Source organism: Mycobacterium sp. 852002-53434_SCH5985345 (assembly GCF_001667155.1).
In the GTDB taxonomy this organism is placed as follows: domain Bacteria; phylum Actinomycetota; class Actinomycetes; order Mycobacteriales; family Mycobacteriaceae; genus Mycobacterium.
Window position 1 is genome coordinate 127,438 of record NZ_LZIE01000074.1, and the last position, 24,133, is coordinate 151,570.

Sequence of the window (24,133 nt, forward strand, 5' to 3'; positions counted from 1 at the left end):
AGTGGATCTGGAACTAGACGAAGAGACCCTGGCGTTTGCGGCCGAGGTGCGGGACTTCTTGTCGGCCAACGCCGATTCCATCCCGACGAAGTCCTACGACAACGCCGAGGGCTTTGCCCAGCACCGGCAGTGGGACCGCGTTCTGTTCGACGCCGGGCTGTCGGTGATCACCTGGCCCAAGAAATACGGGGGCCGCGACGCGCCGCTGCTGCACTGGGTGGTGTTCGAAGAGGAGTACTTTCGCGCCGGTGCCCCGGGACGCGCCAGCGCCAACGGCACCTCGATGCTGGCGCCGACGCTGTTCGCACACGGCACCGAAGAGCAGCTGGACCGCATCCTGCCGAAAATGGCCAGCGGCGAACAGATCTGGGCTCAGGCGTGGTCGGAGCCGGAATCCGGCAGCGACCTGGCCTCGCTGCGATCCACCGCGACCCAAACCGACGGCGGTTGGCTGCTGAACGGGCAGAAGATCTGGAGTTCCCGCGCGCCGTTCGCGGAAATGGGCTTCGGGCTGTTTCGGTCGGACCCGGCGGCCGAGCGGCACAACGGCCTGACGTACTTCATGTTCGACCTGAAGGCCAAGGGCGTCACCGTACGCCCCATCGTCCAGCTGGGCGGCGACACCGGCTTCGGCGAGATCTTCCTCGACGACGTGTTCGTCCCCGACCACGACGTCATCGGCACCCCGAACGAGGGCTGGCGGGCGGCCATGAGCACCTCGAGCAACGAACGCGGCATGTCCCTGCGCAGCCCGGCCCGTTTCCTGGCGACCGCCGAGCGGCTGGTGCAGCTCTGGAAGGACAGCGGCTCTCCCCCGGCCTTCGCCGACCGCGTCGCCGATGGCTGGATCAAGGCCCAGGCCTACCGGCTGCAAACCTTCGGCACGGTGACCAGGCTGACCGAAGGCGGTGAGCTGGGCGCCGAATCGTCGGTGACCAAGGTGTTCTGGTCGGACCTCGACGTGGAGCTGCACCAGACCGCACTCGACGTGCTCGCCGCCGACGGCGAGCTCGCCGGCAATTGGACCGATGGCCTGCTGTTCGCGCTGGGCGGCCCGATCTACGCCGGCACCAACGAGATTCAGCGCAACATCATCTCGGAGCGGCTGCTGGGCCTGCCCCGCGAGAAGTCCCGGGGCAAGAAGTGAAATTTGCGCTAGACGAACAGCAGCGCGACTTCGCGGCCAGCATCGACGCCGCCCTGGGCGCGGCCGACCTGCCCGGTGTGATCCGCGCGTGGTCGGCGGGCGATACCGCGCCCGGCCGCAAGGTGTGGGGCCAGCTGGCCGACCTGGGTGTCACCGCGCTGGCGGTCCCCGAGAAGTTCGACGGCATCGAGGCCCATCCGGTCGACCTGGTGGTCGCGCTCGAACGCCTGGGACGGTGGTGTGTGCCCGGGCCGGTGGCCGAATCCATCGCCGTGGCACCGGTTTTGCTCGCCTCTGACGATCAGGCCGAGCGCTGCGCCGCCCTGGCCTCCGGTGAGCTGGTCGCCACCGTCGCGCTGCCGCCGCACACCCCCCGCGCGGTGGACGCCGGCACGGCCGGGCTGGTGCTCGTGGCAACCGACGAGGGCGTCGCCGAAGCGACGCCGGGTGACCGGCACGAGTCGGTCGATCCGAGCCGGCCCCTCTACGACGTGACCCCAACCGGCCGGGCGTGGCAGGCGGACCTTCGGCGCGCCTACGAGTTCGGGGCGCTGGCCACCGCCGCACAGTTGGTCGGCGCCGCCGAGGCGCTGCTGCGCGACACCGTCGACTACGCCAAGCAGCGGTCGCAATTCGGCCGGGTGATCGGTTCCTATCAGGCGATCAAGCACAAGCTCGCCGACGTGCACATCGCGATCGAGCTGGCCCGCCCGCTGCTGTATGGCGCGGCCTTATCACTCGAGCCCCGCGACGTCAGCGCCGCCAAGGCGGCGGCGTCCGAGGCGGGCCTGCTGGCCGCGCGGTCGGCGCTGCAGACCCACGGCGCGATCGGGTTCACCCAGGAACACGACCTGTCGCTTTGGTTGCTGCGGGTGCAAGCATTGCGTTCGGCCTGGGGTACGCCCGAGGCGCATCGGCGGCGAGTGCTGGAGGCGCTATGACGATGACAGAAGAACGGGAGATGCTGCGGGAGACCGTCGCGACCCTGGTGGCCAAGCACGCGAACCCGGCGGCGGTGCGCGCAGCGATGGAGTCCGACCGCGGCTACGACGAGTCGCTGTGGCAGCTGCTCTGTGAGCAGGTGGGCGCCGCCGCGCTGGTCATCCCCGAGGAGTTGGGTGGAGCGGGCGGCGAACTAGCCGATGCCGCAACGGTTTTGCAGGAGCTCGGCCGGGCGCTCGTGCCTTCGCCACTGCTGGGCACGACGCTGGCGGAGCTGGCCCTGTTGGCCGCGCCCGAGCCCGACGCCGAGACGCTGGGCCGTCTCGCCGAGGGCACCTCGATCGGCGCGCTGGTGCTCGACGCCGACTATGTGGTCAACGGCGATATCGCCGACGTCGTAGTCGCCCTCGACGACGGCCAGTTGAGCCGGTGGACCCGATTCGACACGCAGCCCGTGACCCCCATGGACCCGACTCGGCGGCTCGCGCGGCTCGAGGCCGAGGCGACCGAACCGATCGGAACCGACCTCGGCATCACCCACAGCGCGGCCATCCTGCTGGCCGCCGAGCAGATCGGCGCCGCCGAACGCTGCCTGGAGCTCACCGTCGAATACGCCAAGAACAGAGTGCAATTCGGCCGTCCGATCGGCAGTTTCCAGGCCCTCAAACACCGGATGGCCGATTTGTACGTCGCGATAGCCGCGGCAAAGGCCGTCGTTGCGGACGCTTGCAACGAGCCCACCCCGACCAACGCGGCCACCGCGCGCCTCGCCGCGACCGAGGCGCTGTGCACCGCCGCCGCCGAAGGCATCCAGCTGCACGGCGGGATCGCGATCACCTGGGAACACGACATGCACCTGTATTTCAAACGCGCCCACGGCAGCGCGCATCTGCTCAGCACACCGCAAGAACTGCTCGCACGACTGGAAGCCGAGGTGCTCGAGACGTCGTGAACGACCACGTCGCGCTGCGCGCCGCCATCCCGCCCTTCTATGTGATGGACGCGTGGCTGGCCGCGGCCGAGCGCCAGCGCAGCCACGGCGACCTGGTGAACCTGTCGGCCGGCCAGCCAAGCGTGGGAGCGCCGGAGCCGGTGCGCGCGGCCGCGGCCGCCGCCCTGCACCTCAACGAGCTCGGTTACACCGTGACGCTGGGAACCCCCGAGCTGCGCGCGGCGATAGCGGCGGATTACCAACGCCAGCACGGGCTTCGGGTGGAACCCGACGACGTGGTGGTCACCACCGGTTCTTCCGGCGGATTCCTGCTCGCGTTTCTGGCGTGCTTCGACGCCGGTGACCGGGTGGCGCTGGCCAGTCCTGGCTACCCGTGCTACCGAAACATCCTGTCCGCGTTGGGATGCGAGGTGGTCGAAATCCCCTGCGGACCGCTGACCCGCTTCCAGCCCACCGTGCAGATGCTCGCCGAACTCGACCCGCCGCCCCAGGGCGTGATCGTCGCCAGCCCCGCCAATCCCACCGGAACCGTGATAGCGCCGTCCGAGTTGGCCGCCATCGCGTCGTGGTGCGAGAAGTCCGGGGTGCGACTGATCAGTGACGAGGTTTACCACGGCCTGGTCTATGAGGGCGCGCCGCAGACCAGTTGCGCCTGGCAGACATCACGAGATGCCGTGGTGGTCAACAGCTTTTCGAAATATTGGGCGATGACGGGTTGGCGGCTGGGCTGGATGCTGGTGCCACCGGCGCTGCTGCGAGCGGTGGACCGCCTGACCGGCAACTTCACCATCTGCCCGCCGGTGCTGTCGCAACTCGCCGGGGTCGCGGCCTTCACCCCCGAGGCGATCGCCGAAGCCGACGGCAACCTGCACCACTACGCGACCAACCGCACGCTGCTGCTCGATGGGCTGCGCCAGATCGGCATCGACCGCCTCGCGCCCACCGACGGCGCGTTCTACGTCTACGCCGACGTGTCGGACCGCACCAACGACTCGATCGCATTCTGCTCGAAACTGTTGGACGACACCGGGGTTGCCATCGCGCCGGGGATCGATTTCGACACCACGCACGGCAACTCATTCGTCCGGTTGTCGTTCGCCGGGCCGACCGGCGACATCGAAGAGGCGCTGCGACGGATCGGCCCCTGGCTTTAGGCGTCCAGGATCTTGTCCAGTCGAGCCTCGAGGGCACCGCGGTCGCCGACGTCGGACACGTTGATGCCGAACCGCCCGCTGAGGGTGTCGACCACCGCCGCCGCGTCGTCCAGGCGGATCTTCTCGCTGGCGTCGGCGCGATGGATGGCCAGGTTCCTACCGGCCAGGTTCAGTCGGGCGTCGTCGGTCACGCGCGCGGCCGTCAGACCGGTGACGAAGTGCGACGAGGGATGCGTCGAGACGAACCAGCTGCCCACTTGCAGGTCGACGTCCGGCGCGGTCCGGGTGCTGAACTCGTAGAGCGGTTGCCACTCGCCGCGGACCTGGGCCTGCAAGACCAGGCCATCGCCGCGGTCCTCCAGCCGGTAGGGCTCGTGCGTCGTCTGCTGCACGCTGCCGGTCTCGATGCGCAGTGGCGAGGTGGGTGTCTGGCCTCCGAAACCCACGTCGACGAGGTACGAAGCGTGGGAGCCGGGGAACGTCACCGCCAACACGGTGTGTGTCTGCGGCGGTGACGGCGCGTCGAGCGGCCGCATCCACACCACCCGGCCGGCCAGGCGCCGCACGCGGAAGCCCAGCTCGGTCAGCACGTAGCCCATCAGGCCGTTCTGCTCGTAGCAGTAGCCACCCCGGCCCCGCCGAACCAGCTTGCCGGCGAGGGCGCCCGGGCTCAGGTCGTCGACAGCCACACCCAGCAGCGGATCGAGGTTTTCGAATGGAATCGCTTTGGTGTGCGCGCTCACCAAGGCCTGCAATACGTCGAGGTTGGGCGCCGCGGCGCCGCCATAACCGATGCGATCGAAATACTCGCCCAGCTTCAGCGTCATACGGCCATTCTGCTGCCAGCCATCGGCAGGCGTGCGACGGCCGGTAGCGGGTATGCCGTCCCTAGCCCCAAGCCTTGGTCCGAAGGAGGAACCCGTGGCCGACGTCGACCTCTATCTCGATCCCGTCTGTCCGTTCTCTTGGGTGACAGCGCGCTGGCTGCGTGACGCCGCGCAATCGACGCACACCCCGGTCGCCCTGCGGCAGATGAGCCTGGCGGTGCTGAACGAGGGCCAGGACACCGACGCCAAACAGCAACGCATGATGGAGCGGTCGACACGGCTGGGCCGCCTGTTCGCGGCGGCCGTCGCCGAGCGAGGACCGGACGCGTTCGCGGGCCTCTACGACTCGATCGGCCGCCGGATCCATGTGCGGCAGGAGGACCTCACCGCAGCAGGAATCCGGGAAGCCCTCTCCGAGAACGGCCTCGAGGAGAGGCTCGCCGAAGCCGTCGACGACAGCGGCTTCGACGAAACGGTCAAGCGGGCGCACCAAGCCAGCCAAGACGCCTTGGGCGACGAGGCCGGCAGCCCGATCATCGCGATCGACGGCCACGCGTTCTCCGGCCCCGTCCTGACCCGAACACCGAACACGCAGGACGGTATTCGCTTGCTGGAGGCAGTGCTCACCATGGCCGGCATTCCGGAATTCGCCGAGCTGCAACGCCCCCATCAGGGCCCGCCGACCATCGACGCCTGAGCGCTACCGACGCGCGTCGTCGGCTAACTCCTCCGGCCCTGGCCCGCGACCGGGTGAACGAAGGTTGCCGAAAGAGACACCGGCGAGGTTCTGAGCGCTTAACCTTGAGCTCGCCTGTCACTATTTCGCGGAGGGTTGAGCGCCAGCAAATGCCTGAAGAGCCCCATTCCGACAATGTCGCACCGGTACCGAGCGGCATCGCCGCGGAGCTGGCGGCCGCGGGGTTCGAGGACGCGCGCCAGGTGGCCCGCGGCGGAGCGGGCGTCATCTACTGCTGCTATGAGACCGCGCTCGGGCGAAGCGTTGCGGTGAAGGTGCTGCCGTCCCACATCGACGAAGACAGCAGAGAACGGTTCCTGCGCGAGGGCTACGCGATGGGCGGGCTATCCGGCCATCCGAACATCGTCAACATCCTGCGGGTCGGCGTGACCCCGAGCGGCAAGCCCTACATCGTGATGCCCTATCACTCGGCGGACTCGCTGGCGGTCCGGCTGCGCCGGGAAGGGCCGGTCGCCTGGCCCGAGGCGTTGCACATCGGCGTAAAGCTCTGCGGCGCACTGGAAACCGCGCACCGGACCGGGACCCTGCACCGCGATATCAAGCCGGCCAACATCCTCCTCAATGACTACGGCGAGCCGCAACTAAGCGATTTCGGCATCGCCCACATCGAAGGTGGGTATGAGACCGCGACCGGGTTCTTCTCCGGGACGATCGATTTCACCGCGCCGGAGGTCATGACGGGCAACCCGGCGACGATCGCGTCCGACATGTATTCGCTTGGCGCCACGCTGTATGCGCTCATCGCGGGCAACGCCGCGCACGAGCGCAAGAAGGGCGAGGACCTGATCGCGCAGTATCTGCGCATCAGCACCACCGGGATCCCGGACATGCGGCCCGACGGCATCCCGGACGCGGTGTGCTCGGCGATCGAGAGGGCGATGTCGATCGACCCCGCCGAGCGGCCCGCCTCGGCCGAGGAGTTCGGCCGCGAGCTACAGGGCGCCCAGCGCCGCAACGGGCTGAAACCCGACGCGATGGCGATCACCGGACGCCCCTCGGCCGTGGCGGCGGATGCCCCGTATGCCGAGCCGGTCCCGCCCGGCGGCCACAGCGAGGTGGCGCACCCGCCCCTCCCCAACACGTCGAGCATGCCCGCACCGACGCGTGGGCCGAGAGGGCACGACGACCCGACCTCCGCGATCAGCGCCCCGCTCGGGCTCGAACATGCGCTGGAAACGGCGGCCCTTCCGCAGTCGGCGCCCGCTGAGCTGGCGAGCTTGCTGCGTGGCGGGCAGGCGCCGGCGACGCAACCGAAGGTGCGGCAACCCAACGCCGCCCCGCCGTCGGGCCGAAACGGCGGCGCCCAGGGCCCGCCGCGCGGCCCCAGGGACCGGGCCGCCGCATGGTTCGCGGAGCCGGGGAAGAAGCGGAACCGCATCGCGCTGGTGGCCGGAGCGGTCGCCGCGGTCGTGCTGTTGGTCATCGGCGGCGTCTTTCTCGCGCTTTCGCCGGACAACAAGGCCGGGTCTAAAGGGGCGTCCGGCCAGCCGACCGCGCAGCCGCCCATGCAATGGAAACCGATCACCAACGCGCGCATTTCGCGGGACGCGGCGGCCACCACGCAGGCCGACGGAACCATCTGGATCTTCGGCGGCATCCGCAGCGACGGCGGCCTGACCGGACTGCAGGAGGGCTACGACCCCGTCATCGACAGCTGGAAGGTCGGCGACGACCTGCCCGTCCCCGTTTCGCACGCGATGGCGGTCACCTGGCAGGGCAATCCGGTGGTGCTCGGCGGCTGGAAGTCCGAGGGCGGTAAAAACGTTGCGAGCGACCAGGTTTGGCGCGTCATCAACAGCCGCTGGGTCGAGCTTCCGCACCTGTTGCAGCCCCGGGCGGCCGCGGCCGCGGCCGTGGTCGGCGACCGGCTGGTCGTCACCGGGGGAGTCGACGCAAGCGGCGCGCTGCTGAACACGACCGAGGTGTTCGATGGCAACACCTGGACCCTCGGCGCGCCCATCCCGACGCCGCGTCAGATGCTGGCCGCGGCCTCGGACGGGAAGCTGCTGTACACCGTGGGCGGCGCCAGCGGCTCCACCGACCTGGCGACGGTCGAGGCGTACGACCCGGCCGCGAAGACGTGGACGCCGTTGCCCGCCCTGAGCCAGCCGCGCAGCGACCTCGGCGTGGCGATCGTCGACGGGCGCCTGGTCGCGGTGGGCGGCGTGTCGGCCGGCCAACTTCTCAAGAGCGTCTCCGCCTTCGACCTGATGACGAAGGCCTGGTCCGCGCTGCCCGACATGACCACCGCGCGGCACGGGATGGCCGTCGACGCGGTGGAGAAGTCCGTGTACGCGATCGGCGGGTCGACCGCCGTCGGCGACGGCCAGCTGACGTCGTCGGCCGAGGCGCTGAAGCTGCCGGCCCGCCGGATCCAGCCGGCGTCGCAGTGGCGGTCGCTGCCGGACGCGCCGACTCCCCGGCTGATGACGGCATGGGCCGTGGTCAACGACAAGATCTGGATCGTGGGCGGCCTGCGCAACGGCGTCGCGCTGCAGACCGTTGAGAGCTACGACCCGCAGACCGGCGCCTGGCAAACCGGGCCACCCCTGCCCATCCCGCTGCATCACGCGGCGGCGGCGGCCTACCGCGGCGAGGTGGTGGTGCTGGGCGGTGCCAGCGATCAGCTGGCCAACGCATCCGACAAGGTGTTCGCGCTGCGCGGCGGCAATTGGGTTGAGCTGCCGCATCTGACGCACGCGCGTGCGGCGCCGGCGGCGGCGGTGGTGGGTGACAAGCTCGTCGCGGTGGGTGGCCAGAACGCCAAACAGGTCGTCCCCCAGACCGAGGTCTTCGACGGCAATTCGTGGAACGACGCCGCCGACATGCCGACGCCGCGCGAACATCTGGCCGCGGTGTCGGACGGCACCTACGTGTACGCGATCGGCGGTAGGTTCCTTTCCGCCGACAAGAACTCCGCGGCGAACGAGCGGTTCGATCCGCAATCGGGCAACTGGACCAAGCTGGTGGGCATGCCGACCCCGCGCGGGAGCTACGGCGCGACCTACATCGACGGCCGCATCGTGGTCGTCGGCGGTGAGGAACCGACGATGGTGCTGAACGTCGTCGAGATGTACGACATCGCCGACGCGAAGTGGAGCACCCTGCCGCCGATGCCGACCGCGCGCCACGCCGAGGTGGTGGCGACGGTCGGGAACACCGTCTACTGCATCGGCGGCGCGAACCGGCCGACCCACGAGGGCCCGATCGCGACCGTGGAGGCGCTGGACTTCATGTAGTGACGGTCTCCGCTCCCGCGGTCTCATGATTTCGGCGTCCACGGCGGCCGGGTAGAGGCCAAGGTCACCAGCCAGAGCCGCCGATCCCTGCCCATTGTTTTACTTGCGCCAGATACGGGGATTCCACTACGAGCCGGCGTCTCGCGCCAGGCGCAAACCCGACCTGATGGGAGCCCATGATGAATAGCAGCGCTATCTGGATCGTGGTCGCCGCCGCGGCGGTATTGGTGATTCTCGTTGCCCTCGTCGCACTGAGCAGAATGCGGCACCGCCGGCGGCAGCGGCAGGCCGAAGAGATCCGCGAACAGGCCAAGCTGGAGACGGCAAAGGTCGAGCGGCGCGAAGCCCTCGCTCAGGAAACGGCCGCAAAGGCCCGCGCCGCGCAGGCCGAGGCGGAGGCCAAGGCGGCCGAAGCCGCCCGGCTGCAGGAGCGAGCGGCCAACCATCAGAGCGAGGTCGCGGCGTCGCGCGAACAACTGCAGGAGCAGTTCAAACGGGCCGATGAACTGCACCCGGAGGCCGCCGCGAAGCCAGCGGGTGAGCACGACGATCCCAACGCGGTGCGGTCCCCGGAGTCGCACGAGCCGACGACCGACGCCGAGGCCGTCGGGCACGAGACCTACCGGGGGACGCCCTAGAGCCAGGTGTCCTGGGTGGTGGCGGTGAGAAACGCCTCGAGGTCGTCGCGCCACTGCGCCGGTGTCGTTTTGTCCGGTTCTATCCCGGTGTACTCCCCGCGATAGAACAGCAGCGGCCGCGGCTTGATCTTGGGTGCCTCCGACAACGACTGAACCGCGCCGAACACGACGAAATGGTCGCCACCGTCGTGCACGGATGCCACCGTGCAGTCGATGTAGGCCAGCGACCCGTCGATGACCGGCGAGCCGAGTTCCGAGGCGTGCCAGTCGATCCCGGCGAACTTGTCGGGCTCCTTCGAGCCGAAGCGCGCGGAAACGTGCTTCTGCTTCTCGGTCAGCACGTTGACGCAGAACCGGCCGCTGGCCTCGATGGCCTGCCAGGATCGCGACACCTTGGTCGGGCAGAACAACACCAGCGGCGGGTCAAGCGACAGCGCGGCGAAAGACTGGCAGGCGAAGCCGACCGGGACCTCGTCATGCACCGTGGTGATGATGGTGATGCCGGTGCAGAACTGCCCCAGCACCTGCCGGAAGGCCCGCGGATCGATCGGCGCAGACATGATTATCCGCGGGCGCCGACCGTGAAGTCGTGGCCCCACAGGCTGACGGCCGTGCTTTCCCGGGCGACCCAGTCGTTATCCTCGACTTGCCTTCCCTCGCAGCCGAATTCGATGTCGAACCCACCGGGTGTCTTCATGTAGAAGGACAGCATCAGGTCGTTGACGTGCCGACCAAGCGTGGCCGACATGGGCACCTTCCGGCGCAACGCACGGTCCAGGCAGAGCCCGACGTCGTCGGAGTTCTCGACCTCCATCATCAGGTGCACGATGCCGCTCGGCGTCGGCAGCGGCAGGAAGGCCAGGCTGTGGTGGCGCGGGTTGCAGCCGAAGAACCGCAGCCAGGCGGGCGCGCCGTCGGCCGGCCGACCGACCAACTGGGGCGGCATCCGCATGGAGTCGCGCAGCTTGAAGCCGAGCACGTCCCGGTAGAAGTGCAGGGCCTCGTCGTCATCGCGCGTGGACAACACCACGTGGCCCAAGCCCTGCTCGCCGGTGACGAACTTGTGCCCGTACGGGCTGACCACGCGGCGGTGCTCCAGCGCGACCCCGTGGAAGACCTCCAGGCAGTTGCCGGACGGGTCGGCGAACCGGATCATCTCGACGACGCGGCGATCCGCCAGCTCGGCGGCGGTGGCCTCCTTGTAGGGCACGCCCTCGACATCGAGCCGGTTCCGGATCTCTTGCAGCCCTTCCGCATTGGCACATTCCCAGCCCGCCTCCATGAGGTGGTCGCGCTCGCCGGGCACGATCACCAGCCGGGCCGGGAAGTCGTCCATGCGCAGGTACAGCGCCCCCTCGGTGTTGCCTTTGCCCTCGACCATGCCGAGCACCTTCAGGCCGTAGTCGCGCCAGGCCGCCATGTCGGTGGCCTCGATGCGCAGATAACCCAGCGAACGGATGCTCATCACGCACCTCCCAGGAAATCGACGGTCAACTTGTTGAACTCGTCGAACTTCTCCACCTGCGCCCAGTGCCCACATTGCCCGAAAACGTGGAGCTGCGCACGCGGAATGGTCTTCAGCGCGACGAGCGCACCGTCGAGCGGGTTGACCCGGTCCTCGCGGCCCCAGATCAACAGCACGGGCTGGCGCAGCCGGTGCACCTCGCGCCACATCATGCCGAGCTCGAAATCGGCCCCCGCGAACGACATTCCCATCGCACGGGTGGCGGTCAGCGATTCCGGCGTGCTGGCCAGCGCGAACCGCTCGTCGATCAGCTCAGGCGTGATCAGCTTCTGGTCGTAGACCATGACCCGCAGGAACGCCTCGAGGTTCTCCCGGGTGGGTTCGACCGAGAACTTGCCCAGTCGTTTGACGCCCTCGGTCGGGTCGGGGGCGAACAGGTTGATGCTCAGCCCGCCGGGCCCCATCAACACCAACCGCCCGGCCCGGTCGGGATAGTCGAGGGCGAACCGGACCGCGGTGCCCCCGCCCAGCGAATTGCCCACCAGCGGAACACGTCCCAGGCCGATTTGGTCGAAGAGCCCCTTGAGCGCCCGCGCGGCATAGTGGTTGAACTGCCCGTGTTCGGCGCGCTTGTCGGACAGCCCGTAGCCGGGCTGATCGACGGCCAGCACGTGAAATCGCTGCGCCAGCATCGGAATGTTGCGCGAGAAGTTCGTCCAGCTGGCAGCGCCGGGACCCCCGCCGTGCAGCAGCACCACGGTCTGGTCGTTGCCGACCCCGGCCTCGTGATAATGCAGCTTCAGCGGGCCGTCGACATCGACTTCGGCGAAGCGCGAGGTCGACTCGAACGTCAACTCCCCCGTTGTGGCCGTCACGGCTAGACCATCGTGTCGCCCGGCGGCAACCCGAACTCGTTGTTTCCGAAGATCTGGTACGCCCGCTCGGGGTCGTTGGCCGCGTGCACCCGTCCCGCGTGCGCGTCACGCCAGAACCGTTGCACCGGTTGGTCGTTGCCCAGGGCGGTGGCGCCGGAAGCCTCGAACAGCCGGTCGATGGAGGCGATCGCACGCCCGGTCGCGCGCACCTGGTCGCGCCGGGCGCGGGCGCGCAGCTCGAACGGGATCTCCTTACCGGCGGACAGCAATGCGTACTCGTCGGCGACGTTGCCGCTCAGCTGGCGCCAGGCCGCGTCGATGTCGCTGGCCGCCTCGGCGATGCGCACCTTGGCGAACGGGTCGTCCTTGGCCTTCTCCCCGGCGAACGCCGCGCGCACCCGCTTGCCCTGGTGCTCCACGTGCGCGTCGTACGCGCCGTAGGCCATGCCGACGATCGGCGCGGAGATGGTGGTGGGGTGCATTGTGCCCCAAGGCATTTTGTAAACCGGGGCGGTGTTGGTCTGGTACCCGCCAGCGGTGCCGTCGTTCATCGCCTTGTAAGAGAGGAACCGGTGCCGCGGCACGAACACGTCCTTGACCACCACCGTGTTGCTGCCGGTGCCGCGCAGGCCCACGACATGCCACACGTCGTCGATGCGGTACTCGCTGCGCGGGATCAGGAAGCTGCCGAAGTCGACCGGTCGGCCGTCCTTGATCACCGGACCGCCGAGGAAGGCCCACGTCGCGTGGTCACATCCGGACGACCAGTTCCAGGAACCGTTCACCAGATAGCCACCGTCGGTCACCACGCCGGCGCCCATCGGCGCGTAAGACGACGAGACCCGCACGTTCGGGTCGTCGCCCCAGACTTCCTCCTGGGCCTGCTGGTCGAACAGGGCCAGATGCCAGTTGTGCACGCCGATGATCGAGCTCACCCAGCCGGTGGACCCGCAGGCGCTGGCGAGCCGTCGCACCGCCTCGTAGAACAGGGCCGGATCGCATTGCAGGCCGCCCCACTGCTCGGGCTGCAGCAGGGTGAAGAAGCCGATGTCCTGCAGTTCCTGAACGGTCTCCTCGGGCAGCCGCCGCAAATCCTCCGTCGCCTGAGCGCGCTCCCGAATCCGCGGCAGCAGATCATCGATGCCAGCCAAAACCGACTGCGCGTCGCGTTGTTGAATGGACGTCACTAGGTTTGCCTCCTGGGCCAAACTTACTCAGCGGACTTACACCAGAGACTAGAACACGTTCCGATTTGTGTCGAGCAGGGTATTCCTGCGGCTGGTAGCGATACGAATCCGCTTTTCTGTAACATGTTCTAGTTGTAACGAGAGGGAGGATGGGTCTTGGCCGAGGCCAATCTCGACGAGCCGCTCGGTGACCACGTCCTTGAACTGCAGATCGCCGAGGTCGTCGCCGAAACGGACGACGCGCGGTCGCTGGTGTTCGCGGTGCCCGACGAGCCGGGCGATCCCGACATCCCGCCCGAGCGGCTGCGCTACGCACCGGGCCAGTTCTTGACGTTGCGCGTTCCCAGCGAGCGCACCGGATCGGTGGCCCGCTGCTACTCGCTGTGCAGTTCGCCGTTCACCGACGACGCGCTGACCGTCACGATCAAACGGACCGCCGACGGATACGCGTCGAACTGGCTGTGCGAGCACGCGCGGGTGGGCATGCGGATCCACGTGCTGGCGCCGTCGGGCAATTTCGTGCCGAAGACGCTCGACGACGACTTCCTGTTGATGGCCGCGGGCAGCGGGATCACCCCGATCATGTCGATCTGCAAATCGGCCCTCGCCGAGGGCAGCGGCCAGGTGACGCTGCTCTACGCCAATCGCGATGAGAAGTCGGTGATCTTCGCCGACGCGCTGCGCGAGCTGTCGGCCAAATATCCCGACCGGCTCACGGTGGTGCACTGGCTGGAATCGCTGCAGGGCATGCCGAGCGTGACCGCGCTGGCGAAGCTCGCCGCCCCCTATACCGATCGCCCCGTGTACATCTGCGGGCCCGGCCCGTTCATGGATGCCGCCCGCGAAGCGCTGGAATCACTGAAAGTGCCCGCGCCGCAAGTGCATATCGAGGTGTTCAAGTCGTTGGACTCCGACCCGTTCGCGGCGGTGAAGATCGACGACACCGCCCCGGGCGACCAGCCGCCGGCCACCGCGGTGGTGCAGCTGGACGGTGAAACCCACACCGTGTCGTGGCCGCGCAACGCCAAGCTGCTCGACGTGTTGCTCGCGAAAGGTTTGGATGCGCCGTTCTCCTGCCGCGAGGGCCATTGCGGTGCGTGTGCGTGCACCTTGCGCAGCGGCAACGTCAGCATGGAGGTCAATGACGTGCTCGAGCAGCAGGACCTCGACGACGGCCTGATTCTGGCCTGTCAATCTCACCCGGAATCTGATTCGGTAGAAGTCACCTACGACGAGTAGTGGCGGGGTTAGGTTCACGGCTAGGGTTGGCGAACCGAGAGGGGAACAGCATGAAGCGGCTGATAACCGGGTTTGCGGTGGTCGGATCGGCGCTGACGTTCCTGCCCGGCCCGGTCGCCGGCGCGGCCAGCAACACCGCGACCACGTTGTTTCCGCTGGACGGACCCAACCAGCTCGAGACGCGCACCATCCTGAATTGCTTCAAGTCCGACGGCCACTGCGACTTCACCGCCGGCGCGGACATGCTGACACCCGACGGGGTGACCGGCTTCCCGCACGAGCTGTGGGCCCGCCAAACCACCGAGATCCGGTCGTCGAACCGGCTGGCCTACCTGGACGCGCACGCCACCGGCCAGTACGAGCGGGTGATGAAGTCGATGGGGTCCGACGAGATCACGACCGTCTACTTCGGTGAGGGCCCGCCGGACAAGTATCAGACGACCGGGCGCATCGACTCCACCGATTGGCAGACCGGCCAGCCCAAGACCGACAACAACGTCATCGTCTGCACCCACATCCAGGTGGTCTACCCCGGGGTCAACATCACCTCGCCCAGCACCTGCGCCCAGACCACGTTTTCCTGAGCGTCGATAAGCCGACGGCACCTGAGTATTCGGCATACTTACGCGAGTTCCTAAACAAACATACTTCTGCCCCTCCGTCCGCGGTCGATCCGGCAATGGCCTCGACGTTGGAAAAGAAGGCGAGGTCGTACCCCAAAAAGTGACCAGCCTGGCCATAACAGAAGCCTGAGCTCTAGTCGGAGACGGCAGAGAGTCCACCTTTACGACAAACGGCACGAGAAACACAACGCCCGCCGGCTGTCCATAGCCACACGGCGATCATCAAAATCCGGCAAATGGAACCCGCCCGATGAGGCGCAAATAAGCACCTTCGAAAAGCATGCGCCGCTATGATCTCATGCCAGGGGGTAGGACAGCGCCCAAGACGGCAAGCAACGACGGGACGTGAGTGAGCCGCGGGCGACTCAACCCGGCTTAGGGTAAATGCGCGCTCGGAGGGTAGTTAGTGTCTGAACTTACGGCCGTGGTGGTGTCTGATCTGCACGCAACAAGCAAGCCACCAGGTGACAGTGCAGGATCGTGGCTCACCACTAACACGCCGGAGACTCCCCAGGAGCACCCAATCATCGGACTCAGATCCTTCCTTCGCGAGAAGCATCCCATCAAACCCGACCTTCTCTTAGTAGCCGGCGACATTTGCGACAAAGCCGATGAAGCCGCGCTCAAATATGCTTGGCGCCACCTAGTAGAACTTGCAAACGATACGGGTGCCACGTTGATTGCAACGGCAGGCAATCATGATCTGGATTCTCGGCATCAGGCCGACATAGACCCACGTGGAGCCCTCTACGACCTCATTCCGCCGTTTCCTGCTCTTGATAACACAACGCGCGACGAATTCTGGTCAAAGAACTTCGCGGTAGTCGAGCCTGCACGAGATGAGGGCAGCAACATAATCCCGTGGAGAGTGGTTACGCTGAACTCAGCCGCCTTCCACGGCTACGTAGGTAATGATGACCGCGAATTAGATCATGGACGAATTTCAAAGCGAACAGCCCGCCGCTTACGTGCCGAATTGGAGTCGCGTAACCAGGAAGCGAATCTGAACATCATGCTGGTGCATCACCACCTCCATCAGTTACCGTACATCGATCAGGAAGAGCAAAGCATAATTCGGGACGTGTATTTGCTGACCGAACTGTTGGAAGAATTCAGCCCTTGGATTGTCATTCATGGACACAAGCACCGCGGCAGATTGCTCTTCGCCGGTGGAGAAGGCCATGCACCGGCGATCTTTTCCGCCGCTAGCATGTCGGCTTTCCCCCTGACTCCGAGCGCTACTGCAGGTACCACAAATCAGGCATATATCGTGACATTCGCTGATCCCGAACGACTCGAAATGCTCCAAGACATTGGCGTAGGCGGCCGTTTCATCGCACTTGACTGGGCTCCGACGAAAGGTTGGAAATTTGCCACCTCAAGCAATGAGTTCACCTTACCCGGCCGCGGCGGCTTCGGGTGGCGCGCCGATCCCCGCACCCTGGCGACTTCCATAGCAAGAGAAATGACCCGTACGAACGTAACCTCAATCTCACGTGAGGAGCTACTTGCACTCGAGCCGAGGCTCGATTTTCTATCTCCCACTGGGATCAATATGCTCGCAGACAAGCTCGAACGTCGCGCACCGTCACTTATGTTACACCGCGACGAACATGGAGAGATCACCAAAGTTGACCGATTAGTCGGACCCAAAGAACAGGCGGAGCAGAGCCTTGGTCGCTGACATTGGCCCTAACTCAATTGAGGCCGGCACACGGCCACTGGTCGCCTTCAACGCCCGATCGATGACGGTAGAAGATATCGTTAAGACTTTTGTTGAGCCGGCGCAGTTCAAACGACTAAGGCAACCGGTCAATTCATTACTGTCGGGGCCAAGGGGGGCTGGCAAGACAACCATGATGAAAATGCTGCAGCCCGAAGCACTTGAGAAGTGGTCTTCGCCCAACGCCATGACAATCAGTAACGAGATCGCTTACACCGGAGTTTTCATCGCAACCGATCGCACATGGAAGCGGCAAATCGAACCGCCAATAAGGGGCGATAAACCATTTCATCCTGTAGTTTCGATAATTACTGAAGCAGCTTTCACATGCCATGTGCTACGCGAGATCGTTTTGGCCATGCGATATCGATTGTCTCCTGAGTGGCCCGGCACGGTGAAGAGGAGCAGAGGGCGGATCATCGACGGCAGTGAAGCGTCACTTTCAATGAAGGTCGCCGATTTATCTGGGCTTGATAAATATGAGCCGTCGTTGAACGGGGTCGCGGATGCACTGACCATCCGATTGGCGCGACTTTATGGGCTTCAAAAAGCATATAGGAATGGGGAAGAGCCGCCTATTCCGGGGTGGATCACGACAGACTGCTTAGCAGCGGCTAGCGCCGTAATTGACTTGTTCAATCGCGCCGTTCAGCAAGAGAACCATCAGTGGGCACTTCTCTTCGACGAAATGGAGCTCGCTCCAACCATGATCGTTCAATCACTGATCGACGGCATGCGTGGACTGCCAGAGAACCTACTGCTGAAACTTAGTATATCGCCAGTCCAACCCGAGCTTTCGGTTCTCAACCTGCCATATGCGGGCGTTCCCGGACAAGATTTCGACCTGATTCAATTGACGAGCGCGCGGCAGTCAAATTCGGTCGAAATAGGTCGCCGTATGCTAGTTGCGGAGCTAAAACGCCGAAATATCCAGGTTTCGCCTGTTCGACTGCTAGGTAAGTCAGTGTTCGCCAGTAACGATGAGGGCGACGGGGGCGTCGATAGGACCGATGCTTCGGCCCGCTATAGCTCATACGCAACGAATTCTTCGCTGCTCAGACGGTACAAGTCTCTAGCATCTATCGATAAAACCTTTTCGGAGTGGCTTAGGGATAAAGATGTCGATCTTGATGATTTGGAGCGATTATCGCCGTCTGATCGAGCCGCGAAATTACGAAAAATTCGCAATCTGGTAGTGGTGCGCGAACACTATCGCAAAGCCGAGACGATGCGCAGAAGCCGTAAATCGTATGGTCTCTATACCGGCATGGACACTGTCGCGGCATTTTGTGATGGGAACCCACGCCTGCTGACCGCCCTAATCGGCCAAATGTTAGCTCCGCGCACAATCATCGAGGGCCGCGTCTCGAGGCCAGATCAAAGCAAAGCGATCGAGAGTGTTATGAGCCGGTTCTTCGCCTTAATTGATTCCGCCGAAGGTGTGAGGGACAAGAGGGGTCATATTGCTACTTTGGCAGACTTAGTCGACCAAATCGGTGACGCACTCGCAGATCGAGTCATCGATTTTCCGTTTTCCGACAACGTTCCCCTTAGCTTCTCGGTCGATAGAGGCGTCTCAGACGAAGCCATGCAGCTGTTGCAAAGTGGGATAAATATCGGCGTATTCATTCACATTCCCAAGCGATCAGACCGCCGGCTGAGGTCGGATGAGCGTGTGCCTCTCGACCTGGCCGGTGAACAATTTCGTCTAAGTTATGTTTTAGCGCCGTACTTCGGCCTACCGGTGCGACTAGGTCGATCAGTGGCTTTATCGGACCTTTTAAGCCAACGGGCTCGGTATCGAAGGGAAGGAAAGTCCAAGGTGATCAACGAAGGTCATACTGTGAGCCAGCAGTACTCGTTTTTCCCTGATCTGACGAAGGCCGAGTGACTTCAGCATGGCGCGCCTTGCGGTAAGCCCGCTTGATGTCAATGAATCGCGTTTCGACCTCTTTATTGGTTCGATTGGTTACGAGCGCCGCGCATCCCATGCAATAACTCAATTGATGCCACAGGTTGAAAAGGTTATCGCTGCTCCATTCAATGAGAATCAGGTACTCAATTATCCTCGCAATTTTGATTTGTTTTGCAAGGTCGGGAAAGTGATCTCAGGAGGAGAGTTATACAAGGGCGCAATTATCGATGAGGTACGCGACTGGGTCGATGTAACAAGCGCACGTCGAAAGGTTACTCGCCAGCCATTTCGGGTGTGTGTCGATATATCGTCGATGAATCGGCTTCGTTTGGCTGAGACAATCTTGGCGCTGTTCATTGAGGCAAATGTTGCCCAGCCGATGGAGGTGTCCTGGGTTTACTCGGTAGCCCGGTTTGATCGACGACTGCTAGATACGGGTCCGGTTAAGTTCAATGATGCAATTCCAGGTTTTGAGGGCTGGGGCGATCCAATGACTCCACTTCATGCGATTGTGGGTTTGGGCTTGGAGGGCGATCTTGCTTTGGGCGTGTTAGATGAGCTCGAAGCAGCGGATACGACGGTTTTTGAACCCATGGGATTCTCGTCCTCGTACGATCAGCGCATTTCCGCTCGAAATCGAGATTTTGCGAGCGGGGTGCCTAGCGATAAGAGATTCTCGTACAACGTCACAGAGCCGTATACCTCGTTTCTTACGTTGTCAGGAGTCGTGGCTGACCTCACGTCGGTTGGTAGGGTGGTAATCCTTCCGTTGGGGCCTAAATTATTCGCGCTTATGAGCTTGCTAATCGCGGCGGCTGAACAAGAAAGAATCACGATATGGCGGCTGAGCGCTGACACGAGAGGAGACCCAGTTGACCGAAAAGCGGCAGGCCCTATCCTGGGCCTGAATACATTTTTCAGTCCTTGATTCATATCGAACATACGTAGATGCACTCTAAAGTTAGCTTTTTAGCAGGCCCGGCTTTTGCACCCATTGTGGAATGCGCCGCCGGCAACGTCCGCCGTGTCACTTTCTTAAACTGATCTTGTAACAGGTCGTCAAGAGAAATCCCCGTCTTGTGGAGGAGCCCATCCGTCGGATAGGACAGGACGAGGTTAGCCCCCCTATCGATGATCGCCTCGATTAACATTATGAATGCCTTTTCGACCGCAGACTTCGTCGAGTAGTCGCTCAGGAAACGGTCCGTCCTATACCTACCCAAGCCCTTCGATTCCGGGAAATCGTACTTGTATAACGTCTCGTATAGATGGTAGTAACGCGAATAGTGGTCCTTAGTATACGGCGGGTCGGCATATACGACAGTGAATTCGGGTACTGATCGCAGCGCGTTGCATGCCTCGAGGTTCGTTATGCGGTTCTGCCGACGCCATTTTGCGTCACCAATAGGCTCGAACACATGAATGCGGTCCAGGAATCGGTCCCATATGCTACGGTGCCAGTACGTGGATACGCGTGCAGCGGACTTCTGAGTGCGGGCCTGCAGAAATTGTGCTGTATGACCTGGCGAGTTCACACAGTCACTGACAGACCCCAGCCACGCTGCTATAGCGATGTCGTCGGCTCCACACACGGTATCGATCGCATATTTAATCGCGTCAACCTGAATAGCCTGCCTCAAACTAAGATAACTTCCCGCAAAGTAGAGCTGGGCTAACTTATGCTTACGTATTCCTTGAGAACCAGAGGCGTGGAGGGCGGCCTTCTTCGTTTTTATGCAGTTTCCCGCATGTGGAAGCGAACCGATGTACTCCCTCAGCCGGGTCCAGTCAGGGTGCTTGAGGACGGTCGCTTCTCTTTGGAGCTCAGTTCTCCACATCTTCGATAGGTCACTCACTGCCTCTTCGTAATGACATCTCATTGGTCCGATCAGCTCGCGCGGATGTACTGCTGTTCTCTCGGCAAAGAGCGCGCGTGCGAAGCAGTTTGTGAACGTCAGCACATCATTGATGTACACCGGACGTTCGTTCCGGAGACTCGCGGATGCTGCGCCCATTCCACCAAACAGATCCACGACTGGCCCGCGCTCTGATGCCTCAAAGATCGCCTTACGCACGTGCGGGGTAAGGAACCGCTTTGTCCCCATGTACCGTATCGGCGCCATTCGTAATCCCCGCTGTGCGTTGCGTATATTCGGCCAGGATGCCCGAGAAGCGATGAGGCATCATAACCTGGTTCATCGTCGAGGGTTCGCCGTTCTGTGCAACCCCGTTGCTACTACAACGCGCGGACCGACAATTGGGCGATTCGGTCTTTTCTCACAATGCCAACCGTTGCGCATCTGACTTTCAACACCCTCGCTGGGTTTCCGTCTCGCCGGAAATAGATGGCCCAGGGCCCGTCACCGGGGTAGCCCGAGCAGTCGCTCGGCGGCCACGGTGAGCAGGATCTGCTCGGTGCCGCCGGCGATGGTTAGGCAGCGGGTGTTCAGGAAGTCGTACACCGCGTGGTTGCGGACCAGCCCGGCGCCCTCGGCGACGTCCATCATGAACTCCGCCAGCGCCTGCCGGTAGCGCACCCCGATGAGTTTGCGGACGCTGGACTGCGCCCCCGGGTCCTGCCCGCCCACGGCGAGCTGGGCGATCCGCTGGTCCAGCAGCGCGCCGGTTTGGGCGATGACGATCAACCGGCCGAGCCGATCCTGCTGCGCGGCATCGAGATCCAGCTCCGCCAGCACCTTGAGCAACTCCTCCATCGGGTTGCCCAGTGCGGTGCCGGTGGCCATCGCAATCCGCTCGTTGGCCAGCGTGGTGCGGGCCAGCCGCCAGCCGTCGTTCACCGCGCCGACCACCATCTCGTCGGGGACGAACACGTTGTCCAGGAAGACCTCGTTGAACAGTGAGTCACCGGTGATCTCGCGCAGCGGGCGGATCTCGATGCCCGGCGATTTCATGTCCACCAGGAAGTAGGTGATGCCCTTGTGCTTCGGGGCGTCCGGATCGGTGCGCGCCAGGCACACGCCCCACCGCGCCTTGTGCGCCGCCGACGTCCACACCTTCTGCCCGGTGAGCAGCCAGCCGCCGTCCCCGCGCGCCGCCTTGGTGCGCAGCGACGCCAGGTCGGAGCCGGCTCCCGGTTCGGAAAACAGTTGGCACCAGAGGAATTCACCGCGCAGGGTGCCCGGTACGAAGCGCTCGATCTGCTCCGGCGTGCCGTGCTCGAGGATGGTCGGGGCCGCCCACCAGCCGATCACGAGGTCGGGCCGCACCACCCCACCGGCCGCCAGCTCCTGATCGATCAGCAACTGCTCGGCCGGCGACGCGCCACGCCCGTGCGGCGCCGGCCAGTGCGGTGCCTGCAGCCCGGCCTCGGCGAGCGCCGCCTGCCGCTTCTCTTCGGGCAGCGCGGCGATTTCCGCGATGGCGGCGGCGATCTCCGCACGCTCGCCCTCGACGTCGGTGAGGTCGATCCCCAGGCGTCGCCGCACACCGCCCTGCGTCAGTTCGGTGACGCGGCGCAACCAGCGCTCGGCGCCGCCGAGGAAGCTACCGATGGCGTGCGCCCGCCTCAGGTACAGGTGCGCGTCGTGTTCCCAGGTGCAGCCGATGCCGCCGAGCACCTGGATGCAGTCCTTGACATTGGCTTTCGCGGCGGCGATGCCGATGCTCGCCGCCAAAGCGGCCGCAATCGAAAGCTGGTCAGCATCGCTATCCCCTGCGGCGCGTGCGGCGTCGGCGGCGGCCACCTCCGCCTGCTCGGCGCGACACAGCATTTCCGCGCACAAGTGCTTGACGGCCTGGAAGCTGCCGATCGGCTTGCCGAACTGCTCGCGGACCTTGGCGTAGTCGACGGCGGTGTCCAGCGACCAGCGGGTCACGCCCGCCGCCTCGGCCGCCAACACCGTCGCCGCCAGCTCCTCGACGCGCTGTGGCGAGTCGGTGATCTTGGTGGCCGGTGCCGACGTCAGTACCACCCGGGCCAACGGCCGGGAGAAATCGGTGGCGTCCAGGGCCTCGATCTGCACGCCGTCGCTCTCGGAGTCGACCAGCAGCCAGGTCCCGCCGGCCGGCAGCAACAGGACGCCCCCACCGGCGGCACCCAACACCAATGGCAGCACGCCCGAGGCCCGCGACGTTTCGCTGTCGAACTGCGCGTCCCCGTCCAGCGCCAGCCCGGCGAAGCGTTCGCCGGCGGCCAGTTGCGCCAGCAGTTCGGGGTCGGAGACGACGAGCGTTGCCAGCGCCGTCGTCGCCACCGGCCCGGGCACCAGTGCCTTGGCGGCTTCCTCGACCATCGCGCACAGGTCCTCGACGCTGCCACCGGCCCCGCCGTGCTCCTCCGGGATCGCGACTCCGAAAATGCCCAGCTCGGCGAGGCGGGCGAACACCGGGCGCCACGCGTCGGCGTCGCCTTGCTCGACCTCGCGGATCGCGGTCGTCCCGCCGGGTCCCGCCGCCGAATTGCGGGCCCAGTCGCGCACCAGCGCACGCGCGGCGAACTGCTCGTCTGTGACGGTCGCTACCACCCTCGGGACCTCCGCGTCCTTCGACTCGACGTGACATTGGGGCCTACGACCCCTAGCTCTCGATTCTCCTGCGTGTCTCGGGTCGCTGCGCAACCCGCCTCGTCGCAGACTAGAACGTGTTCTAATAGTGCCAGCGATCGACCGTCAAGTCGAACGCCATCACAGCAGCACACGCGGCTGTCCCGGCGGTACGGAGGTGGGAAATTCACACTCAGCATGCGTATCGTTTGCAAGCGAGCCGCCAGGAACAGGAGCAACCCGTCATATGCCAGCCGGTGCCAACTCGAGGGCCAACGCGAGCCGCGCTTCTGACTCGCAACCGCGCGAGGTCATGAACGTGGCGGTATTGGCGGAGTCCGAACTCGGCTCGGAGGCACAGCGGGAACGCCGCAAGCGGATCCTGGACGCCACCATGGCCATCGCCTCCAAGGGCGGCTACGAGGCGGTCCAGATGCGCGCAGTCGCGGACCGCGCCGACGTGGCGGTGGGGACGCTGTACCGATATTTCCCGTCGAAGGTGCACCTGCTGGTGTCGGCGCTGGGCCGGGAATTCAGCCGCATCGACGCCAAGACCGACCGCTCGTCGGTTACCGGGGGCACGCCGTTTCAGCGGCTCAACTTCATGGTCGGCAAGCTCAACCGTGCGATGCAGCGCAATCCCCTGCTCACCGAAGCCATGACGCGGGCCTACGTCTTCGCCGACGCCTCCGCGGCCAGCGAGGTCGACCAGGTTGAGAAGCTCATCGACTCCATGTTCGCCCGGGCGATGGCCGAGGGCGAACCGACCGAAGACCAGTACCACATCGCCCGGGTGATCTCCGACGTCTGGCTGTCCAATCTGCTCGCCTGGCTCACCCGGCGCGCCTCCGCCACCGACGTCAGCAAGCGGCTGGATCTGGCCGTGCGGTTGTTGATCGGGGACCAGAACGGCGGCTAGGCGGCGATCGCAAGCGCGGCGTCGCCGGG

Annotated in this window: 20 protein-coding genes; 13 read left to right on the forward strand and 7 right to left on the reverse strand. The window is 64.9% G+C overall.

All coding sequences use genetic code 11. The annotated features are described in order from the left end of the window. The first annotated feature begins 1 nt into the window (after position 1). The 4 genes from A5756_RS18170 to A5756_RS18185 are packed head-to-tail and all read left to right on the forward strand — an operon-like array spanning position 2 to position 4,195. Positions 2-1,147: an acyl-CoA dehydrogenase family protein gene (locus A5756_RS18170; RefSeq protein ID WP_066955339.1), complete on the forward strand. Its 1,146-nt coding sequence runs from the start codon at positions 2-4 to the stop codon at positions 1,145-1,147. Beyond that, entirely contained in the window at positions 1,144-2,088 is a 945-nt protein-coding gene (locus tag A5756_RS18175) for an acyl-CoA dehydrogenase family protein (protein WP_066955342.1), read from the forward strand. Before A5756_RS18170 ends, A5756_RS18175 begins: the two co-directional genes overlap by 4 nt. Then, on the forward strand, positions 2,085-3,041 hold the full coding sequence (locus A5756_RS18180) for an acyl-CoA dehydrogenase family protein (RefSeq protein ID WP_156659624.1): 957 nt from the start codon (positions 2,085-2,087) through the stop codon (positions 3,039-3,041). The genes A5756_RS18175 and A5756_RS18180 overlap by 4 nt, the downstream gene beginning before the upstream one ends. After that, positions 3,038-4,195, forward strand: a complete 1,158-nt coding sequence (locus A5756_RS18185; protein ID WP_066955348.1) for a pyridoxal phosphate-dependent aminotransferase — start codon at positions 3,038-3,040, stop codon at positions 4,193-4,195. The genes A5756_RS18180 and A5756_RS18185 overlap by 4 nt, the downstream gene beginning before the upstream one ends. Here A5756_RS18185 and A5756_RS18190 read toward each other — a convergent pair. After that, positions 4,192-5,022, reverse strand: a complete 831-nt coding sequence (locus A5756_RS18190; RefSeq protein WP_066955350.1) for an arylamine N-acetyltransferase — start codon at positions 5,020-5,022, stop codon at positions 4,192-4,194. The two genes, A5756_RS18185 and A5756_RS18190, sit on opposite strands and share 4 nt — an antisense overlap. Before the next feature lie 94 nt (positions 5,023-5,116). Here A5756_RS18190 and A5756_RS18195 point away from each other — a divergent pair, with 94 nt between their 5' ends. The 3 genes from A5756_RS18195 (at position 5,117) to A5756_RS18205 (ending at position 9,656) form a co-directional block, all read left to right on the forward strand. Next, positions 5,117-5,719, forward strand: a complete 603-nt coding sequence (locus A5756_RS18195; RefSeq protein WP_066955353.1) for a DsbA family protein — start codon at positions 5,117-5,119, stop codon at positions 5,717-5,719. Positions 5,720-5,868: 149 nt separating this feature from the next. Next, positions 5,869-9,018, forward strand: coding sequence for a serine/threonine-protein kinase (locus tag A5756_RS18200; RefSeq protein ID WP_066955356.1), 3,150 nt, complete (start codon positions 5,869-5,871; stop codon positions 9,016-9,018). 179 nt (positions 9,019-9,197) lie between these two features. Beyond that, positions 9,198-9,656: a hypothetical protein gene (locus A5756_RS18205; protein ID WP_231989241.1), complete on the forward strand. Its 459-nt coding sequence runs from the start codon at positions 9,198-9,200 to the stop codon at positions 9,654-9,656. On the opposite strand, the gene hsaB is transcribed toward A5756_RS18205, so the two are convergent. From hsaB to hsaA, 4 genes are read right to left on the reverse strand one after another with little or no spacing between them, the layout of a single operon-like run. Further along, positions 9,653-10,216 carry a 3-hydroxy-9,10-secoandrosta-1,3,5(10)-triene-9,17-dione monooxygenase reductase subunit gene (gene hsaB, locus A5756_RS18210; protein ID WP_066955361.1) on the reverse strand — a complete coding sequence of 188 codons (564 nt, stop codon included), beginning with the start codon at positions 10,214-10,216 and terminating at the stop codon, positions 9,653-9,655. The genes A5756_RS18205 and hsaB overlap by 4 nt on opposite strands. A 2-nt stretch (positions 10,217-10,218) precedes the next feature. Next, positions 10,219-11,121, reverse strand: coding sequence for an iron-dependent extradiol dioxygenase HsaC (gene hsaC / locus A5756_RS18215; RefSeq protein ID WP_066955365.1), 903 nt, complete (start codon positions 11,119-11,121; stop codon positions 10,219-10,221). Next, the gene (gene hsaD, locus A5756_RS18220) at positions 11,121-11,996 is read right to left on the reverse strand and encodes a 4,5:9,10-diseco-3-hydroxy-5,9,17-trioxoandrosta-1(10),2-diene-4-oate hydrolase (RefSeq protein ID WP_066955367.1); all 876 of its coding nucleotides are present in this window, start codon (positions 11,994-11,996) and stop codon (positions 11,121-11,123) included. The genes hsaC and hsaD overlap by 1 nt, the downstream gene beginning before the upstream one ends. Positions 11,997-11,998: 2 nt before the next feature. Next, complete coding sequence (gene hsaA, locus A5756_RS18225; RefSeq protein WP_066955370.1) at positions 11,999-13,183, reverse strand: 3-hydroxy-9,10-secoandrosta-1,3,5(10)-triene-9,17-dione monooxygenase oxygenase subunit; 1,185 nt, start codon at positions 13,181-13,183, stop codon at positions 11,999-12,001. Between the two features lie 156 nt (positions 13,184-13,339). Between hsaA and A5756_RS18230 the strand changes: the two genes are divergently transcribed. From A5756_RS18230 to A5756_RS25985, 5 genes are all read left to right on the forward strand, one after another. After that, positions 13,340-14,422: a ferredoxin--NADP reductase gene (locus A5756_RS18230; protein WP_066955373.1), complete on the forward strand. Its 1,083-nt coding sequence runs from the start codon at positions 13,340-13,342 to the stop codon at positions 14,420-14,422. Between the two features lie 50 nt (positions 14,423-14,472). Then, positions 14,473-15,006 carry a hypothetical protein gene (locus A5756_RS18235; protein WP_066955376.1) on the forward strand — a complete coding sequence of 178 codons (534 nt, stop codon included), beginning with the start codon at positions 14,473-14,475 and terminating at the stop codon, positions 15,004-15,006. A 445-nt stretch (positions 15,007-15,451) separates the two neighbouring features. Then, the gene (locus tag A5756_RS25535; protein ID WP_082960052.1) at positions 15,452-16,729 is read left to right on the forward strand and encodes a metallophosphoesterase; all 1,278 of its coding nucleotides are present in this window, start codon (positions 15,452-15,454) and stop codon (positions 16,727-16,729) included. A gap of 61 nt (positions 16,730-16,790) precedes the next feature. Further along, positions 16,791-18,659 (forward strand): hypothetical protein, encoded by a 1,869-nt coding sequence (locus tag A5756_RS25980; RefSeq protein WP_156659626.1) that lies wholly within the window; start codon positions 16,791-16,793, stop codon positions 18,657-18,659. A gap of 7 nt (positions 18,660-18,666) precedes the next feature. After that, positions 18,667-19,611, forward strand: a complete 945-nt coding sequence (locus tag A5756_RS25985; protein WP_156659628.1) for a hypothetical protein — start codon at positions 18,667-18,669, stop codon at positions 19,609-19,611. Between the two features lies 1 nt (position 19,612). Here A5756_RS25985 and A5756_RS18240 read toward each other — a convergent pair whose 3' ends face one another. Then, entirely contained in the window at positions 19,613-20,806 is a 1,194-nt protein-coding gene (locus A5756_RS18240) for a DNA adenine methylase (protein ID WP_066955379.1), read from the reverse strand. 237 nt (positions 20,807-21,043) lie between these two features. After that, positions 21,044-23,167 (reverse strand): acyl-CoA dehydrogenase, encoded by a 2,124-nt coding sequence (locus A5756_RS18245; RefSeq protein ID WP_066955382.1) that lies wholly within the window; start codon positions 23,165-23,167, stop codon positions 21,044-21,046. A 337-nt stretch (positions 23,168-23,504) separates the two neighbouring features. Between A5756_RS18245 and kstR the strand changes: the two genes are divergently transcribed. Next, complete coding sequence (gene kstR, locus A5756_RS18250; protein ID WP_197505457.1) at positions 23,505-24,104, forward strand: cholesterol catabolism transcriptional regulator KstR; 600 nt, start codon at positions 23,505-23,507, stop codon at positions 24,102-24,104. Positions 24,105-24,133: the final 29 nt, after the last annotated feature.

Excerpts from the sequence above, each read along its gene's own strand:
- A5756_RS18180 (WP_156659624.1), top strand. The coding sequence starts at position 2,085 with ATGACGATGACAGAAGAACGGGAGATGCTGCGGGAGACCGTCGCGACC.
- A5756_RS18190 (WP_066955350.1), bottom strand. The coding sequence starts at position 5,022 with ATGACGCTGAAGCTGGGCGAGTATTTCGATCGCATCGGTTATGGCGGC.
- A5756_RS18200 (WP_066955356.1), top strand. The coding sequence starts at position 5,869 with ATGCCTGAAGAGCCCCATTCCGACAATGTCGCACCGGTACCGAGCGGC.
- A5756_RS18205 (WP_231989241.1), top strand. The coding sequence starts at position 9,198 with ATGAATAGCAGCGCTATCTGGATCGTGGTCGCCGCCGCGGCGGTATTG.
- hsaB (WP_066955361.1), bottom strand. The coding sequence starts at position 10,216 with ATGTCTGCGCCGATCGATCCGCGGGCCTTCCGGCAGGTGCTGGGGCAG.
- hsaC (WP_066955365.1), bottom strand. The coding sequence starts at position 11,121 with ATGAGCATCCGTTCGCTGGGTTATCTGCGCATCGAGGCCACCGACATG.
- A5756_RS18235 (WP_066955376.1), top strand. The coding sequence starts at position 14,473 with ATGAAGCGGCTGATAACCGGGTTTGCGGTGGTCGGATCGGCGCTGACG.
- A5756_RS25980 (WP_156659626.1), top strand. The coding sequence starts at position 16,791 with ATGACGGTAGAAGATATCGTTAAGACTTTTGTTGAGCCGGCGCAGTTC.
- A5756_RS25985 (WP_156659628.1), top strand. The coding sequence starts at position 18,667 with ATGGCGCGCCTTGCGGTAAGCCCGCTTGATGTCAATGAATCGCGTTTC.
- A5756_RS18240 (WP_066955379.1), bottom strand. The coding sequence starts at position 20,806 with ATGGCGCCGATACGGTACATGGGGACAAAGCGGTTCCTTACCCCGCAC.